The sequence below is a fragment of the Pandoraea sputorum genome, assembly GCF_000814845.2.
Lineage (GTDB): Bacteria > Pseudomonadota > Gammaproteobacteria > Burkholderiales > Burkholderiaceae > Pandoraea > Pandoraea sputorum.
On sequence record NZ_CP010431.2, the window covers coordinates 3032191 to 3048551 of the forward strand.

Consider the following 16361-nt stretch of genomic DNA (forward strand, 5'->3'; position numbering starts at 1 on the left):
CGAGCCCTCGCCTAAGTCCACGCACCCCGGTTACACTCAGGGTCCCGAGTCGGCGCGACTCACGGCATGGAGGTATCTGAACCGTCATGGTGCTCAACTGGCTCGACGTCGGCTTTGCCGTCGCCTGTCTCCACGCACTGGGGATCGCCGCCGCGATCCATGCCGTTCTGACGGTGCGCACCTCTCAGGGCGCCGTCGCCTGGGCCGTCTCGCTCGTGACGATGCCCTATCTCACGCTCGTCCCCTATCTGTTCCTCGGACGCTCGAAGTTCATCGGCTACGTGGAAGCACGTCGTGCGCGCAATGAAGTACTGCAATCCCGAATGGGCGAGACGCAGTGGAGCGGCGAGCCACCTGTCGCAATGGAAGCGCACCCGGAGTTTGCAGCGCTCACAGCCATGACAGGAATGTCGTTCGTGGCAGGTAATCGCGTCAGGTTGCTCGTCAACGGACGAGCCACGTTCGACGCCATCTTCGCCGCAATCGACCGCGCACGCGATTACGTCATTGTGCAGTTCTTCATCATCAAGGACGACGCGCTCGGGCGCGCCCTGTCCGCTCGCTTGTTGGCGCGCGCCGCAACGGGTGTGAAGGTCTATCTCCTGTACGACAGCATCGGCAGCCACGACCTGCCGCGCAGTTATTGTCAGAAGCTGCGCGAAGGTGGCGTGCAGGTGCACGAGTTCGCCGCCAAAAAGCGCGGCATCTTCGTCAATCGCTTTCAGTTGAATTTCCGCAATCACCGCAAGATCGTGGTGATCGACGGCAACGAAGCGTTCATTGGGGGGCACAACGTCGGGGTGGAATATCTCGGCGAGAAGCCGCCGCTCGCACCGTGGCGTGACACGCACATTTCCGTGCGTGGACCGGCAGTGGTGGGTATTCAGCGCGCCTTTGCCGAGGACTGGCACTGGTCTACCGGAATGGTGCCGGAGCTCAACCGTCAACCTGTCGCCTCCGGTGAAGACATGCACTGTCAGGTGGTGCCGAGCGGCCCGGCGGATCGTCTTGAGACGTCCTCGCTCTTCTTCGTGACGGCGATCAATGCTGCACAAAAGCGTATTTGGCTCACCACGCCCTACTTCGTCCCTGACGAAGCCGTATTCGCCGCGCTGCGCCTGGCGGTGCTGCGCGGTGTCGACGTGCGCATACTGATTCCGGACCGGGCGGACCATTATGTGGTGTTCGAGGCGACGACATCGTATGCCTACGAGGCGGCGCGTAGTGGCATCAACGTCTATCGCTATCACCACGGCTTCATCCATCAGAAGGTCGTGCTGATCGACGACAACGCGGCGGCGGTCGGCAGCGCAAACCTCGACAACCGGTCGTTCCGCCTGAACTTCGAACTCATGCTACTCACGGTGGACCGCGGTTTCGCCGATGACGTCGCTTTCATGCTCACGCACGACTTCGAACACGCCGGGCTGCTGAACAAAGACGACTTCCGGAAGATGCCGAAATGGCGTCAGATCGTGATGCGCGTCGCAAGGTTGTTTGCACCGATTCTCTAGGCGGCCGGGGGCCTGCCCCCCCTACCCCCCATCATCAATGGTCGAAGCCCAAGGTCGGCGCCCCCCCGCGCGCAAAACTGAGCAAGGATCGACGCAAGCCGTAGCACCCGACGCGCGGCACTGTAAAATGTGCACTTTCGCCGTGCGCGTGCGCTGGCCTCGTTCCATTACGTTTTTCGTCTGCCCCCAATTCCCCTTTCGCTGTGATCCGATTCGAACACCTCAGCCTCGCCCGCGGCACCAAGTCGCTCTTCGAAGACACCTCCGTCACGCTGAACCCGGGCGAGCGCGTCGGCCTCGTCGGCGCGAACGGCGCAGGCAAATCCACGCTCTTCGCGCTGCTGCGCGGCCAGTTACACGCCGATAGCGGCGACGCCTTCGTGCCCAGCAGTTGGCGCGTCGCGCACGTCATGCAGGAGACGCCTGCCGTCGATCGCACAGCGCTCGACTACGTGCTCGATGGCGACACTCGTTTGCGGGAAATCGAAGCGAAGCTCGCCGCCGCCGAAGCCGCCCACGACGGACACGCCCAAGGTGAAGCCCACGCTGCCTTCGCCGACGCCGACGGGTACACCGCCCCCGCACGCGGCGAGGCCCTGCTCCTCGGCCTCGGCTTCACGCTCGCGCAAACGCAGTTGCCGGTTGCCAGCTTCTCCGGCGGCTGGCGCATGCGTCTGAATCTGGCGCAGGCGCTGATGTGCCCGTCCGATCTGCTGCTGCTCGACGAACCGACCAACCACCTGGATCTGGACGCGATTGTCTGGCTCGAAGACTGGCTCAAGCGCTACGCAGGCACGCTGATCGTGATTTCCCACGATCGCGAATTTCTGGACGAGGTCTGTAACGTCACCCTGCATCTCGAGAACCAACAGATCAAGCGCTACGGCGGCAACTACAGCCAATTCGAAATCACGCGCGGCCAGCAACTGGCGCTGCAACAAAACGCCTTTGATAAGCAGCAGAAGACGATTGCTCACCTCGAATCGTTCATCACGCGCTTCAAAGCCAAGGCGACCAAGGCGCGTCAGGCGCAGAGCCGCATGAAGGCGCTCGAAAAGATGGAGCGCATCGCGCCCGCACACGTCGCGTCGCCGTTCACGTTCGAATTCCGACCGGCCGATAGCGCACCGAATCCGATGCTCGTGCTCGAAGGCGTTCGCTGCGGCTATCACCTCGATGATGGCGGCGAAAAGGTGATCTTGCCCCATGTGACGATGTCGGTGCAGAACGAGCAACGCATCGGCCTGCTCGGCGCGAACGGGCAAGGGAAATCGACACTGATCAAGACATTGGCCGGCACGCTTGAAGCACTTGCCGGAGACGTGAAGACCGGCAAGGGATTACAGATCGGCTACTTCGCGCAACATCAGGTCGAAACCTTGCGTCACGACGATTCGCCGTTGCAGCACCTGCAGCGTCTCGCGCCCGACACGCGCGAGCAGGAATTGCGCGACTTCCTCGGCGGATTCAACTTCCGGGGCGATATGGCGACGTCGTCCATCGCGCCCTTCTCCGGCGGTGAAAAGGCGCGTCTCGCGCTCGCACTGATCATCTGGCAAAAGCCGAACCTTCTGCTGCTGGACGAGCCGACCAATCACCTGGATCTGGAAACGCGCCACGCGCTGACGATGGCGCTCGCACAGTTCGACGGCACGCTGATTCTCGTCTCGCACGACCGGCATCTGCTGCGCGCAACGACCGATCAGTTCCTTCTCGTCGCCGGCGGCGAAGTGAAGCCGTTCGACGGTGATCTCGACGATTACCGCGACTGGCTGCTGCAGCACGCGGCCGATCAGCGCGCAGCCGCACGCGAAGCCAGCGCAGGCGCCGGCGATAGCGCGAGTGGCGACGATGGCGTCAATCGCCGCGATCAGAAGCGTGCCGAGGCGCAAGAACGCCAGCGTCTGTCGCAACTGCGCAAGCCGCTCCAGCGCAAGATCGAAAAACTGGAAGCATCGATGAGCCAACTGTCGGACGAGAAGGCCCGGCTCGATGCCATCCTCGCGGACAGTGCCACATACGAAGACGCGAAGAAATCGCTCCTGACCGATAGCCTCAGGCAGCAGGCCGATGTGACCGCCAGGCTCGCCAACGTCGAAGCCGAATGGCTCGAAGCGCAGGAAGCCATGGAGCAGATCGTCTGACAGGTGTCGTGGCGATACCTTCTACCGATCTGAAACCGATTCGAACACGATGTCGACATCAACGATTGATGCACGCATGGATGCGCTGATCGCATCCATGACGACGACTGAGACAGTGCTTAAGACACTTACTCAAACGGACCGCACAGCGCTTGGGCTCGCTCAGGCGGCACTGAGCGCGTCGAAGCCGCAGTCGGTCGGTAAGCCCACCAGCTCGGCCGCATTGGGTGAAATTGCCGGAGAAATGCACTTCCTGTCGCACGTCTCGATGAATGACCTGCTCGACGAGTGGCGTCGCCTTTATGCGGAAGGCCCCATGCAAGCGCCGCAAGCCGCCAACGATATGGACGCAGCGCCACGGCTAGTGGAACATCAGGCGATCTTCCGCACGATGGTCGCGCATTTGAAAACCATGGCGACCGTCAGAAATCGAGAGGCAGACACCTTGCGCACCGCCTTCGCTTCGCTGGCTGAACTGATCGGGCAAAACGCCCCCGTCGAGAAGACGTTGATTGCGCGCATGCGTGCCGTCGGCGCGCAGTTACTGCACAACGAGACGTGGCTGAGCGCTGGCACCAATGCTGGCGCTCAAGCGCGCAACGTGACCTATCAATCGCTGCAGCGCGAGGGGATGACGTCCAATGCACAAGCCGAGCAACTCGTCGAACTGATCCAACTCGATTTGATGCGCCTGAAGTGGGTGAGCGAGTTCGAACCCGCTCTGAAGGCACAGACGGAGGCGCTTGCCTCCGCCAGCGCGGCACTCGGCGACAGTTGATGCCCGCCGGGCCGCTCACGTCGGCACACGATGCGCCGACGCGTCGTTCGACGCTACGACGAACGTGAACTACAGTCCTGCCACCACCGAGATGGCTTGTTCCAGACGGTCGACGGCATGGACCTCCAGCCCGTCGATCGGCTGCTTCGGCGCATTTGCCTTCGGAATGATCGCAATCGAGAAGCCCAGCTTAGCCGCCTCTTTGAGACGATCCTGACCGCGCGGACTCGGCCGGATTTCCCCGGCAAGCCCCACTTCCCCGAACGCCACGATGCCTCGTGGCAGCGGTTTGTTGCGCAATGACGAATGGATCGCGAGCAACACCGCCAGGTCGGCAGCCGGTTCGGTAATCTTCACACCGCCGACGGCATTCAGAAACACGTCCTGATCGAAACAGGCGATGCCCGCATGACGATGCATCACCGCCAGCAACATGGCCAGGCGGTTCTGCTCCAGACCCACGGCCAGACGTCGCGGATTCGGCACCTGCGCAGTATCGACCAGCGCCTGCACTTCGACGAGCAGCGGCCGTGTGCCCTCCTGCGTCACCAGCACACACGAACCAGGCACGCTTTGCTCATGCTGCGAGAGGAAGAGCGCCGACGGGTTGGCCACGCCACGCAACCCCTTTTCCGTCATTGCAAACACGCCCAGCTCATTCACAGCGCCGAAGCGGTTCTTGAACGCGCGCACCAGACGATACGACGAATGCGTATCGCCTTCGAAGTAAAGCACCGTGTCCACAATGTGTTCCAACACGCGTGGCCCGGCGAGACTACCTTCCTTCGTCACGTGGCCGACCATGATGACCGTCACGCCACTCTGCTTGGCGGTGCGCGTCAGTTGCGCTGCGCACTCTCGCACTTGCGCGACCGATCCCGGGGCCGACGTCAGCGCTTCGGAATAGATCGTCTGAATCGAGTCGATGACGACGACGTCGGGTTTTTCCGATTCGATCGCACCGAGAATCTTCTCAAGCTGGATTTCGGCGAGCAGATCGAGTTCGCCACCGCCCTCGCCAGCCGCCCCAAGGCCGAGCCGCTGCGCACGCAACGCAATCTGCGCGCCGGACTCTTCGCCGCTCACATACAACGCCCGACGCTCACGCGCGAGATGCGCGAGCGATTGCAGCAGCAGCGTCGACTTGCCGATCCCCGGGTCACCGCCGATCAACACCACACCGCCCGCGACGAGACCTCCGCCCAGCACGCGATCGAATTCGCTCACGCCGCTGGAAAAACGCGGTACATCAGAGGCTTCGATTTCCGCCAGTTTGCGAATCGGCGTGCTCTTGGCCAGCGATTGATAGCGATGACCGGTAGACGCTTCCGCTACCGATTCGACGAGCGTATTCCAGCCATTGCAATTGGGACACTGGCCAGCCCACTTGGGGGTCTGGCCACCGCACTCGGTACAGATATAGACGGTCTTGGCTTTAGCCATGCAGGCAATCCTGTCGCGCGGTTCAGACGGCGTGGATCGGTACGCGACGCGCCACCGCACACATCAGTTCATAACCCAGCGTACCAGCCGAGGCGGCGACTTCGTCGATGCACAGGCCGCGCCCCCACAAGGTAACGGACGCCCCCACGCGCGCCTGCGGCACCGGGGTGAGATCGACAGACAACATGTCCATCGATACGCGGCCAACGGTGCGCGTGCGCACGCCGTCCACCAGAATCGGCGTACCCGTGGGCGCGACACGCGGATAGCCGTCGGCATAACCACATGCCACGGTGCCTACGCGCATCGGCGTCTGCGCAACGAACGAACTGCCGTAGCCCACTGAGCCACCGGCAGGCACGTCCTGAATGCCGATGAGTTCGGCTTCGAGTGTCTGCGTCGGCTGAAGGTCGAGTTGCGCGGCCGTGACTTCCAACCCCTTCGGCGAAGAACCGTAGAGCATGATGCCGGGGCGCACCCACGCACCATGCGCAGTCGGATGGAACAGCGTGGCGGCCGAGTTAGACAGGCTGCGCTCGCCCGGCACGTCGCAAGCGCCGCGCTCGAACGTCTCCATCTGGTGCGCGATGCCCCGCTCGCCGTCGGCGTCGGAGAAGTGCGTCATCAGCACGATCTGACTCACACCGGGGATGGCACGTGCGCGCTCCCACGCGGCGCGAAAGCGCTCCGGCGCGAAACCGAGGCGGTTCATGCCGGAGTTCATCTTGAGCTGGATATTGAGCGGCTTCGTTAACCGCGTGGTCTCGAGCATGCGCAACTGTTCGTCGCTATGCACCGTGGTCGTCAGACCGTACTTGTCGACGATGGCGAGGTCTTCGGGCTTGAAGAACCCTTCGAGCAGCAGGATCGGACCAGCCCAGCCCAGCTCTCGCAGGCGCACGGCCTCATCGAGGTCGAGCAGGCCGAAACCATCGGTGTCACGCAATCCGGGGTAAGCGTTTTCGATGCCGTGTCCGTAGGCATTGGCCTTGACCACCGCCCAGACTTTGCTGTTGGGGGCGTGACGGCGGGCGACATCGAGATTATGGGCGAGTGCTGCGGTATGAATCGAAGCTTTGATTGGACGAGGCATGGCAGGATCGAATCTTAGGAGAAGCTGCGCCAGCATGGGCCGGCGGCATAACGCATCGGCATATTTTCGTGTTATAAAGCCGTGCGCACAACTTGTTTTGCCGAAATCTTTTTCCCGATAACAATATCGGTCTCAGACCGAGGGCGACCGGGCGCCCGGCACGGGGGCTTCAAGACCGAACATACGGTCCATTAGCGACTTTTGCATGGCCGATGAGCGCAGATACCCCTGTGTTTAAGCCCGGTTTCTTCCCGTATGGGTATCCCTGACGGGATACCGCGGATTCCGACAACCGAGACACGCAAGTTTTACGCCGCACGGGATCGACTCAAGTACCGATGAAGAAAGGCTTTTATACCATCATGGCCGCGCAGTTTTTTTCGTCGCTGGCCGACAATGCATTGCTAATTGCCGCAATCGCACTCCTGAAGGATCTGCATTCCCCGCAGTGGATGACACCACTGCTCAAACTCTTCTTCGTTCTCTCGTACGTCATTCTCGCCGCCTACGTCGGTGCATTCGCCGACTCGATGCCCAAGGGCAAGGTCATGTTCATCAGCAACACGATCAAGGTCGTGGGCTGCATGATGATGCTGTTCGGCTCGCATCCGTTGATTGCGTACGGCGTGGTGGGCTTCGGCGCAGCGGCGTACTCACCTGCGAAGTACGGCATTCTCACGGAGCTATTGCCCGCCGAGAAACTCGTCGCGGCGAACGGCTGGATCGAAGGGTTGACCGTCAGTTCGATCATTCTCGGCACCGTACTCGGCGGTGCGCTTATCAGTCCGCACATATCCGCATGGGTGCTGCATCACACCCCTGAGGTGATCAGCTCGCCGGCGATGGCCGCGATGATCATCATCATGGGCATTTACGTGATTGCCGCGCTGTTCAATCTGCGTATTCCCGATACCGGCGCACGCTATGCGCGTCAGGAACGCAATCCGATCAAGTTGATCTCCGACTTCGCCGATTGCTTCGTCACGCTGTGGCGCGACAAGCTGGGCCAGATCTCGCTCGCCGTCACGACGCTGTTCTGGGGAGCCGGCGCGACGCTCCAGTTCATCGTGCTGCGCTGGGCCGAAAAAGCCCTCGGCATGACGCTTTCCGAAGGCGCGATCCTGCAAGCCGTGTCGGCTGTGGGTGTGGCCATCGGCGCGGTCGTCGCCGCCTCGCGCATTCCGCTCAAGCGCTCGCTGTCAGTGCTACCGGTCGGCATTGCCATGGGGATTGCCGTCATGGCGATGGCGTTCTTCTCGAAGGACCTGCTGCCCTGGGGCACCGAATGGAAGGTGCCGCTGTATCTGATCGTCTCGTATATCTTCCTGATCATCGTCGGCGCGCTCGCGGGTTTCTTCGTGGTGCCGATGAATGCCCTGCTCCAGCACCGTGGCCACGTGCTGCTCTCGGCCGGTCACTCCATCGCCGTGCAGAACTTCAACGAGAACCTGTCGGTGCTGATCATGTTGTGCCTCTACGCACTGCTGATCTGGTTCAATGTGCCGGTCGGGGTCGTGATCATTCTCTTCGGGTTGTTCGTGTCGGGCACGATGTGGCTCGTCATGAAGCGTCATCAGGCCAATCAGCGCGAATTCGATTCGGTCGCGCTCATTGGCGAAGTCAAGCATTGATATGAATTTGCGGCAGCCTTCCCAAGCACGTCAGTCGTCCATTCCCATCGCCCTCACCATCGCCGGTTCTGACTCCGGCGGTGGCGCAGGCATTCAGGCCGACCTCAAGACCTTTTCCGCCCTCGGTGCCTACGGTGCCAGCGTGATTACGGCGCTCACCGCACAGAACACGCAGGGCGTGACAGGTATTCACACGCCGCCCGCAAGTTTTGTGACGGCGCAGATGGACGCCGTCTTTCAGGATCTGGAGGTCGATGCCGTCAAGCTCGGCATGCTCGCTAACGCGGATGTCGTGCGCGCCGTGGCCGCCGGGCTGCGTCAGTACAAGCCGCGCTTCGTCGTGCTCGACACGGTCATGATCTCGAAGAGCGGCCACGCGCTGCTGCAACCGGATGCGGTCGCAGCCTTGCGCGACGAACTGCTGCCGCTGGCCGATCTCATCACGCCGAATCTGCCGGAAGCGGCAGCATTGCTGGGGGTAGAAGCCGCGACGGACGAAGCCGAGATGGAGCGCCAGGCACAGGCACTGCGGGCGCTCGGCGCACGCAACGTGCTGGTCAAAGGGGGGCATCTGGCGGGAGATCTGAGCCCGGACTGGCTCGTGAGTGCGGCTGGCGTCGAGCGGTTCAACGCGCCGCGCATCGCTGCCCATAATACGCACGGCACGGGCTGCACGCTCTCCGCTGCGCTCGCCGCACTCCGCCCGCGTCGCAACGGCTGGTCGGACACCGTGCGCGACGCAAAGGCGTATCTCAACGGCGCGCTTGCCGCCAGCGACGAACTTCAGATCGGCAAAGGCATTGGGCCGGTCCACCACTTCCACGCCGTCTGGCCGAAAGACTGAGCGCAAGATCAAGAAGCGGATGCGGCGCACCCGATGCGCCGTACGGTCGTGTCGCAGTCGCCCGATCCAGCGTCAGAGCGATGGCGCGGCGTCGGCACTCTGCGCCAGTGCGCGTCGCGCAGCGGCGTCTGCCCGCTCACTGAGTTCTTCGATGCGATGCCGTGCACGCGGTGCCCAGAAGTCGGGGACGATGAAACCCCGCTCGCATTCGAACCAGGCCCCGTCAGCCTCCCCGCCAACACCTCTTCTCAACGCAACGAGCAGCAGCGGCTCCGCGACGCCTCGCTCATGCCAGTGCGTCTCGATGCGGGCGCGCATGGCCTCCAGCGAGAGCACCGCCGAAGCTTCGACGCGTGCGGGCGCAAGCCAGCGCGCGCGCGGCAGCATGGCCCACGCCTGATGCGACGACGCCGACTGCGCGTGCGACCACCACGCATCGGGCGTCGCCCACCAGCCTCTGCCATGCCCCTCGGACACCAGTTGCGGCAGCTGCCCCTGCTGCCCGAGCGGATGAAATAGCCATCCCTTGAGATACACCTGAGGCAGCCACGGCCCGTCGGCAGGGAGTGCACTGCGTGCGGCGTCAAGCGTGGTCAGGCGCAATTGATGACCGAGCAACCGCGCCACCTTGTCTGCCAGACTGTCGGCGAGATTGGGGCCCAGCCAACGAAACTGGAGCGCGCGCTCGTCGAGCGTACCCGGCGCGCCCGGCATATCCGCCATATCCGATGATTCCGGCGGAACGAACAGATACAGCTTCACGGCCAGTTCCCAATGCAACAACTGGCGATCGGCGCGACGCGTCAGAAGAAAGTCGCACTCTCCAAGCGTCATGTTGCCGCGCCGGGCGTCGCGAACCTGCAGCCCGGCAGCGTGCAGATCGAATTGCGGGCTATGCAGCAACGCGAAGTGCAGCAATTGCTCTGCATAGCGCCCCAGACGGTGGCTCTCTCCGCGCGCCAGCATCTCATGCAACGGCGCGGGATCGGCATCACAGGCGAGCAGCCAGTCGTGAAGGACTTGAGAGGGGAAGACGGGTTCGGCGTTGAAGTGCGCGAGTGCCGCCGGGAATCGGGCGGCACTGAGCAGATCGGCGGACAGCAATAACCACGCGAGGTCGCGCACCGGCGCCTCGCGCAGCGTTTCGATCAGTTCGCCGTAGGCTTGTGGTCCGGAGTCGATTCGCACACGGCCTCATAGGTAGCCCGCGCCAGGCACCAATCCGTCCAGGCCTTGGCCTTGTCGGGCAGACTGCGTAACAGATAGGCCGGATGGTACGTCACGATCACCGGCACCCCTTCGTACTCATGCACGCGTCCGCGCAAGCTGGCGATGCTCGCCTGCGTGCGCAAAATGCTCTGTGCCGCAAAGCGGCCCATCACCACGATCACGCGCGGCTTGAGCAACGCGACCTGACGCTTCAGATAAGGCTCGCAACTCGCCACTTCCGCCGGTTCCGGATCGCGGTTGTTCGGTGGACGGCACTTGAGCACGTTGGCGATATACACGTTCTCGCCTCGCCGCAACGCCGACGCCCTGAGCATGTTATCGAGCAGCTTACCCGCCTGACCGACGAACGGCTCACCCTGCAAGTCCTCCTGCTGCCCGGGCGCTTCGCCCACCAGCAGCCAGTCGGCCTCGCGGTCGCCAACGCCGAAGACCGTCTGTGTGCGCTTCTCGCACAAACCGCACAAACGGCAACCGGCAACGCGCTCCGTGAGCGCTTCCCAGTCCAGCGTCTCCACGCCCGGCAATGCGGGACGCGACGGCGCGTCCTCGCCCGCATCGCGCACGATCGACCACAGCGCGGCATCGGCGGCGGCATCGCCATCGCCGTTACCTTCGCTGTCAAGCCACATCGGGATGTCGTCGGGCGGCATGTCGGAGGAGGCGCGACGCGAAGTCTCCCGTGCCACCGGCGCCGGCGCGAAGTCGCGCGGCGCGGGGGGTGTGGGAAGTGTGGCAGATGAAGGACGGGCAGGCGCATCGTCGAACGCGGACGGACGAGCAGCGGCAGGACGCGCAACACTCACCGGCGCGCCTGATGGCACCGCCGACGGTGTGACGTCCCACGGCGGCAAGTCGTCACCTTGTGCAGCGCCCGGCGCATCGAGCGTCGCCACGTCGCCATGCTCGGCAGACGCCGCAGCCGCAACACCGGCGGACTGCGCCGTATGAGCTGCATTCGCCACAGCATCATTGGACATCCATACCGGCCACAGCCCGAACTCTTCCAGAATCGCTTTAGGCCACGGCACGATCGGTCTCCCACGACAGGCGCATCACAATGGCGTCTTCACGACGCCCACTCGCCGGATAGTATCCCTTGCGCCGGCCGATCTGCACGAAACCGAAACGCTCGTAAATGCGCAACGCGCGCACATTGGACGGACGCACCTCCAGGAGCACGCCGCCCATGCCCTGCTCACGCGAGACACGCACGATCTCCTGCAACAACTGCACGCCGAGCCCGTTGCCCTGCATTTCGGGCACGACACAGACATTGAGTAGATGCGATTCGTCGACGACCGGCATCAGCAAGAAATAGCCGAGCAACGTACCGTCGACCGCCCGCAGGCAAACGCCCTGATGCCCCGCATCCAGTGAATCCGCGAAGTTCTGGCGCGTCCACGGAAACGGGTACGCGCGCACTTCGACCGCGACGACTTCGTCGAGGTCTGCCGGTGTCATCGGCAAATAGTGGTTCGGTCCAGCCTGCCGCATCAGGACACCCCCTTGCCGCTCGCCTGCGCCGCTGCCTGCTTGATGGCTTCGCGCTCGGCGGTCGTCTGCGCCACTTTGTTACGGATGTAGACGGGCATGGCCTGATCGGCCGGGATGGCCTCGCCGCGAGCGAATGCCCGGGCGGCGAGCTCGGCGACGTGACGGGCGCGCGGCATGGCATCGGCCAGCACGGCCTGCGCCTGCGCGCTCGCCTGCAGACGTTCGCCGAAGGCCGCGACGGCGTTGCCTGCGATGACGAATTCGGCGTCCGGTGCGCGCACCTGTTCGGCGGCATCCAATGACGGTGCCTGCACTTCCCGCCAGTCGCCCGTCGCGTCGTCCCAGACGTAATTGGCCCAGTAGGCTTCATTCATGCGCGCGTCGAGCGCGACGAGCACGCGCTGCGTGCCCACGCGCATGGCGCGCGCCGCTTCGGCACAGGCGACGAGCGTGCCCACGGGGACGACCGGCAACCCGGCACCGAACGCCAGCCCCTGCGCTACACCACAGGCTGTACGCAGCCCGGTAAACGAACCTGGCCCCGCGCCAAAGGCAATCGCGTCGCAATCGGCCAGCGTCAGGCCAGCCTCGCGCAACACCTCGCGGGCGGCGGGAAGAATGTGCGTACTGGAAACCGGGCCAGTGTCGAGATGGCGTTCGGCTATAAGGGCCGGTGCGCCGCTGGCGGGATCATGGCGATACACGGCGACCGAACAGAACTCGGTCGAGGTATCGAGGGCAAGAAGCGTAATCGATGACATGGCGCTATTGTAATCGGCGGCGCGGCGCGCGATCCAGCGCGATGAAGGGATGGCCCGCAAGGAATACCGGGGCATGCCAGCGGACGCCTGACGACGCCCCGGGCCGGTTTGCGGTGCATTTGCCCCGCCGCAGAGCGCCCTTCCACAGACGCCTCACCACTCCGTGCAAATCCGAACGTGCATTTTTTCTGAAATGGGTATATAATCCGCGCTTCGCTTCGCGGGGCACCAAGTGTTACCCCGCCTGGCGACGAAAAACTGCGTTTTGCCCCAATCCTGTGATAAGCCGCTGTAGTTCTTGCCGGTACTGGCGTTCTTAGGAACGACCCGCCACCGTCCCCCGGCTTACGATACGGATTTCGATCCGCTTTCTGCCCCATCCGCGATTTGCTTCCTGCTTGCGACGAATTGGGTTTGCCGATTGGCGCCAACGCCCCGACATAACCCTTAATCCGCAAGAGGATTCATGGAACAGCCTTCCAAGCGGTCTGCCATCGCGCAGACGTATTTCCCGTCGTCCGAAGAAAATGAAAACGGCGCTGCCGCATCTGTTGAAGTCGCTACTGCCGACAACAACGACGGCAAGCCCACGTTCGCCGAACTCGGCCTGAACGAAGCCATTCTCTCCGCCCTGACCACCGCCGGTTACACCCACCCGACGCCTGTCCAGCAGCGTGCGATTCCCGCCGCGCTGGCCGGTCGCGATCTGCTGGTGTCGAGCCCCACGGGTTCGGGCAAGACGGCCGCATTCATGCTGCCGGCCATCCACCGCTTCGCAGAAATGCAAGCCAGCGGCGAGCTGAGCGCCCGCACCGCACCGGCCGCGCATCCGCGCAACCAGCCGGCTGCCCCGGGCGAGAAGCCCCGCAAGGGCCAGCGCGTGCGCCGCGTCGCCGCGCAACCGCTGCTGCTCGTGCTCACGCCGACGCGTGAACTGGCACAACAGGTGTCGACCGCTGCCGATACCTACGGCAAGCAACTGCGCCGCCTGCGCACGGTGAGCATTCTGGGCGGCATGCCCTACCCGCGTCAGCTCGAAATGCTGGCGAAGCAGCCGGAGATCATCGTGGCGACGCCGGGCCGTCTGCTCGACCACATCTCCAGCGGCAAGATCGATCTGTCGCAACTGATGATGCTGGTGCTCGACGAAGCCGACCGCATGCTCGACATGGGCTTCATCGACGACATCCAGACCATCGTCGACGCCACGCCGGAAGCACGTCAAACGTTGCTCTTCTCGGCAACCATCGACGGCCGTATGGGTGAAATCACGCGTCGCCTGCTGCGCGATCCGGAAACCATCGAGATCACGCGCGGTAGCGACCAGCGTACTAACGAAAACATCGAGCAAACGCTGCACTATGTGGACGACCGCGCCCACAAGGACCGTCTGCTCACGCACCTGCTCGGCAACGATTCGCTCGACCAGGCCATCGTGTTTACGTCGACCAAGCGCGACGCCGACCTGCTGGCCGACCAACTCGAACAAGCCGGTTTCGACAGCGCCGCACTGCACGGCGACATGCCGCAAGGCGTGCGTAACCGTACGCTGCGCGCCCTGCGCGAGCGTCGTGTTCGCGTGCTGGTGGCCACGGACGTCGCCGCTCGCGGCATCGACGTGCCGGGTATCACGCACGTGTTCAACTACGATCTGCCGAAGTTCGCAGAAGACTACGTGCACCGAATCGGCCGTACGGGCCGTGCCGGTCGTCGTGGCGTGGCCGTGAGCCTCGCCGCACACGCTGAAATCGGTGCGGTGAAGCGCATTGAACGCTACACGCGTCAGCCGCTGCCGGTGAACGTTGTGGCGGGCTTTGAGCCGCGCCGCTCGCCGCCGAAGGCTGGCGCTGGCGGCAAGCGTCCGGGGGGTCCGGGCCGTGGCGGTCCGCGTCATGGTCAGGGCAACGGTGGCGGCCGCTGGAGCAACAACGGCCCGCGTCAGGGTAATGGCGGCGGCTACGGTGGTGGCAACGGCGGCGGCTATCAGGGCGGTCAACGTTTCGGCGGCAACAAGCCGGCCGGTACGTTCGAGCGTCGCGAGAACACGGGCTACCAAGGTGGCTACCAGCAAGCCGAAGGTGGCAACACGGGTGGCAACGGTTTCTCGAACGGTAGCGCAACGGATCGCTTCGAGCGTCGCTCGCCGCGTCCGTTTGACGGCAACCGTCAGGATCGCGCCCCGCGTTCGTTCGAAGGTGGTCGTCCGTCTGAAGGCGGCTATCGCCAGGACCGTGGCACCCGCAGCTTCGACGGCCAACGTCAGGATCGCGGCTTCGGCGGCAATCGTGGCAACGGCGGTAACGGTGGCTACGGTGGCAACGGCGGCGGCTACAACAAGCGTCGCGGCGACTAAGCCAACGGATATCGGCGAGACGGGATAATCTCCCGTCTTACGCGAATCGACAAAAACCCCGGCATCGACGGCCATCGTCGACGTCGGGGTTTTGTTTTGTTCCTACGATTCGAGGCTGCGCGTCATCAGTCCTCCAAAGCGAACCGATCCGTCGCTTCGATCAACCAATGCAGGATCGTCGGCTCGCTGAAGGCATGTCCGGCATCCGGTGCCCAGTAGAAGTCAGCTTCAGGCCACGCCTTGTGAAGCTCCCACGCGGTGCGGGCGGGCGTCGCCATGTCGTAGCGTCCCTGCACGATCACGCCGGGGACGTCGCGCAACGCATGTGCGCCCCCGATCAGTTGGTTCGGCTTCAGGAAACCGTCGTGCACGAAGTAGTGATTTTCGATGCGCGCAAATGCAATCGCGTAATGCGGATCGCCGAACGCTTCGGCCAACTGATCGTCCGGCAGCAGCGTGATCGTACTGCCCTCCCACATGCTCCATGCGCGCGCCGCTTCGATGCGCACCGACTCGTCGCGATGCGTGAGTCGCTTCTGATACGCGCGCATCAGATCCCCTCGCTCCTCGAGCGGAATCGGTGCGAGAAACTTTTCCCAACGGTCCGGAAACAACCAGGACGCGCCCTTCTGGTAATACCAGTGCAGCTCTTCGCGGCGCACCGTGAAAATCCCGCGAACAACCAGTTCGCTCACACGACTCACATGCGCCTGCGCGTAAGCCAACGCAAGCGTACTGCCCCACGAGCCGCCAAAAACGAGCCATTGCGCGTAACCAAACTTCGTGCGCAAGGCTTCGATGTCGTCGACCAGATCCCATGTCGTGTTGTGGTCGAGACTTGCGTGCGGCAATGAGCGTCCGCAGCCGCGCTGATCGAACAACGTGATGCAGTACTTCGAAGGATCGAACAAGCGACGGTGATCGGGCGAACAGCCGCCACCGGGGCCGCCGTGCAGGAACACCGCCGGCTTGCCCCTGGGATTGCCGCAGCGCTCCCAATAGATGTTGTGCCCGTTGCCGACATCGAGCATGCCGGACTCGAAAGGCTCGATGTGGGGATACAAACGGCGTGGCGA

Annotated in this window: 13 protein-coding genes; 6 read left to right on the forward strand and 7 right to left on the reverse strand. The window is 63.5% G+C overall.

The genetic code is table 11. From position 1 onward, the window contains the following. The first annotated feature begins 86 nt into the window (after window positions 1-86). The 3 genes from cls (at window position 87) to NA29_RS13335 (ending at window position 4436) form a co-directional block, all read left to right on the forward strand. Complete coding sequence (gene cls / locus NA29_RS13325; RefSeq protein ID WP_039398766.1) at window positions 87-1514, forward strand: cardiolipin synthase; 1428 nt, start codon at window positions 87-89, stop codon at window positions 1512-1514. 203 nt (window positions 1515-1717) lie between these two features. Further along, window positions 1718-3658 (forward strand): ATP-binding cassette domain-containing protein, encoded by a 1941-nt coding sequence (locus NA29_RS13330; RefSeq protein WP_039398768.1) that lies wholly within the window; start codon window positions 1718-1720, stop codon window positions 3656-3658. A gap of 76 nt (window positions 3659-3734) precedes the next feature. Beyond that, window positions 3735-4436, forward strand: coding sequence for a hypothetical protein (locus tag NA29_RS13335; protein ID WP_039398770.1), 702 nt, complete (start codon window positions 3735-3737; stop codon window positions 4434-4436). A 69-nt stretch (window positions 4437-4505) separates the two neighbouring features. Here the strand turns inward: NA29_RS13335 and radA are convergent, their stop codons facing one another. Together radA and alr are read right to left on the reverse strand one after the other, a co-directional pair. Then, window positions 4506-5879: a DNA repair protein RadA gene (gene radA / locus NA29_RS13340; protein WP_039398772.1), complete on the reverse strand. Its 1374-nt coding sequence runs from the start codon at window positions 5877-5879 to the stop codon at window positions 4506-4508. Window positions 5880-5901: 22 nt separating this feature from the next. Continuing rightward, window positions 5902-6972 (reverse strand): alanine racemase, encoded by a 1071-nt coding sequence (gene alr / locus NA29_RS13345; RefSeq protein WP_039403417.1) that lies wholly within the window; start codon window positions 6970-6972, stop codon window positions 5902-5904. 338 nt (window positions 6973-7310) lie between these two features. Here alr and lplT point away from each other — a divergent pair, with 338 nt between their 5' ends. Together lplT and thiD are read left to right on the forward strand one after the other, a co-directional pair. Next, entirely contained in the window at window positions 7311-8603 is a 1293-nt protein-coding gene (gene lplT, locus NA29_RS13350) for a lysophospholipid transporter LplT (protein ID WP_039398774.1), read from the forward strand. A 1-nt stretch (window position 8604) separates the two neighbouring features. Continuing rightward, window positions 8605-9447, forward strand: coding sequence for a bifunctional hydroxymethylpyrimidine kinase/phosphomethylpyrimidine kinase (gene thiD / locus NA29_RS13355; RefSeq protein WP_052252913.1), 843 nt, complete (start codon window positions 8605-8607; stop codon window positions 9445-9447). A gap of 72 nt (window positions 9448-9519) precedes the next feature. Here the strand turns inward: thiD and NA29_RS13360 are convergent, their stop codons facing one another. From NA29_RS13360 to tsaB, 4 genes are read right to left on the reverse strand one after another with little or no spacing between them, the layout of a single operon-like run. Continuing rightward, window positions 9520-10635 (reverse strand): DUF1853 family protein, encoded by a 1116-nt coding sequence (locus NA29_RS13360; protein WP_052252914.1) that lies wholly within the window; start codon window positions 10633-10635, stop codon window positions 9520-9522. Further along, the gene (locus NA29_RS13365; RefSeq protein WP_371328975.1) at window positions 10596-11654 is read right to left on the reverse strand and encodes a uracil-DNA glycosylase; all 1059 of its coding nucleotides are present in this window, start codon (window positions 11652-11654) and stop codon (window positions 10596-10598) included. The genes NA29_RS13360 and NA29_RS13365 overlap by 40 nt, the downstream gene beginning before the upstream one ends. 37 nt (window positions 11655-11691) lie before the next feature. Beyond that, the gene (gene rimI, locus NA29_RS13370; RefSeq protein ID WP_039398777.1) at window positions 11692-12171 is read right to left on the reverse strand and encodes a ribosomal protein S18-alanine N-acetyltransferase; all 480 of its coding nucleotides are present in this window, start codon (window positions 12169-12171) and stop codon (window positions 11692-11694) included. Beyond that, on the reverse strand, window positions 12171-12932 hold the full coding sequence (gene tsaB, locus NA29_RS13375) for a tRNA (adenosine(37)-N6)-threonylcarbamoyltransferase complex dimerization subunit type 1 TsaB (protein WP_039403424.1): 762 nt from the start codon (window positions 12930-12932) through the stop codon (window positions 12171-12173). The genes rimI and tsaB overlap by 1 nt, the downstream gene beginning before the upstream one ends. 466 nt (window positions 12933-13398) lie before the next feature. Here tsaB and NA29_RS13380 point away from each other — a divergent pair, with 466 nt between their 5' ends. Next, window positions 13399-15285, forward strand: a complete 1887-nt coding sequence (locus tag NA29_RS13380) for a DEAD/DEAH box helicase (RefSeq protein ID WP_052252915.1) — start codon at window positions 13399-13401, stop codon at window positions 15283-15285. Window positions 15286-15410: 125 nt separating this feature from the next. Here the strand turns inward: NA29_RS13380 and pip are convergent, their stop codons facing one another. After that, the gene (gene pip / locus NA29_RS13385; protein ID WP_039403428.1) at window positions 15411-16349 is read right to left on the reverse strand and encodes a prolyl aminopeptidase; all 939 of its coding nucleotides are present in this window, start codon (window positions 16347-16349) and stop codon (window positions 15411-15413) included. Window positions 16350-16361: the final 12 nt, after the last annotated feature.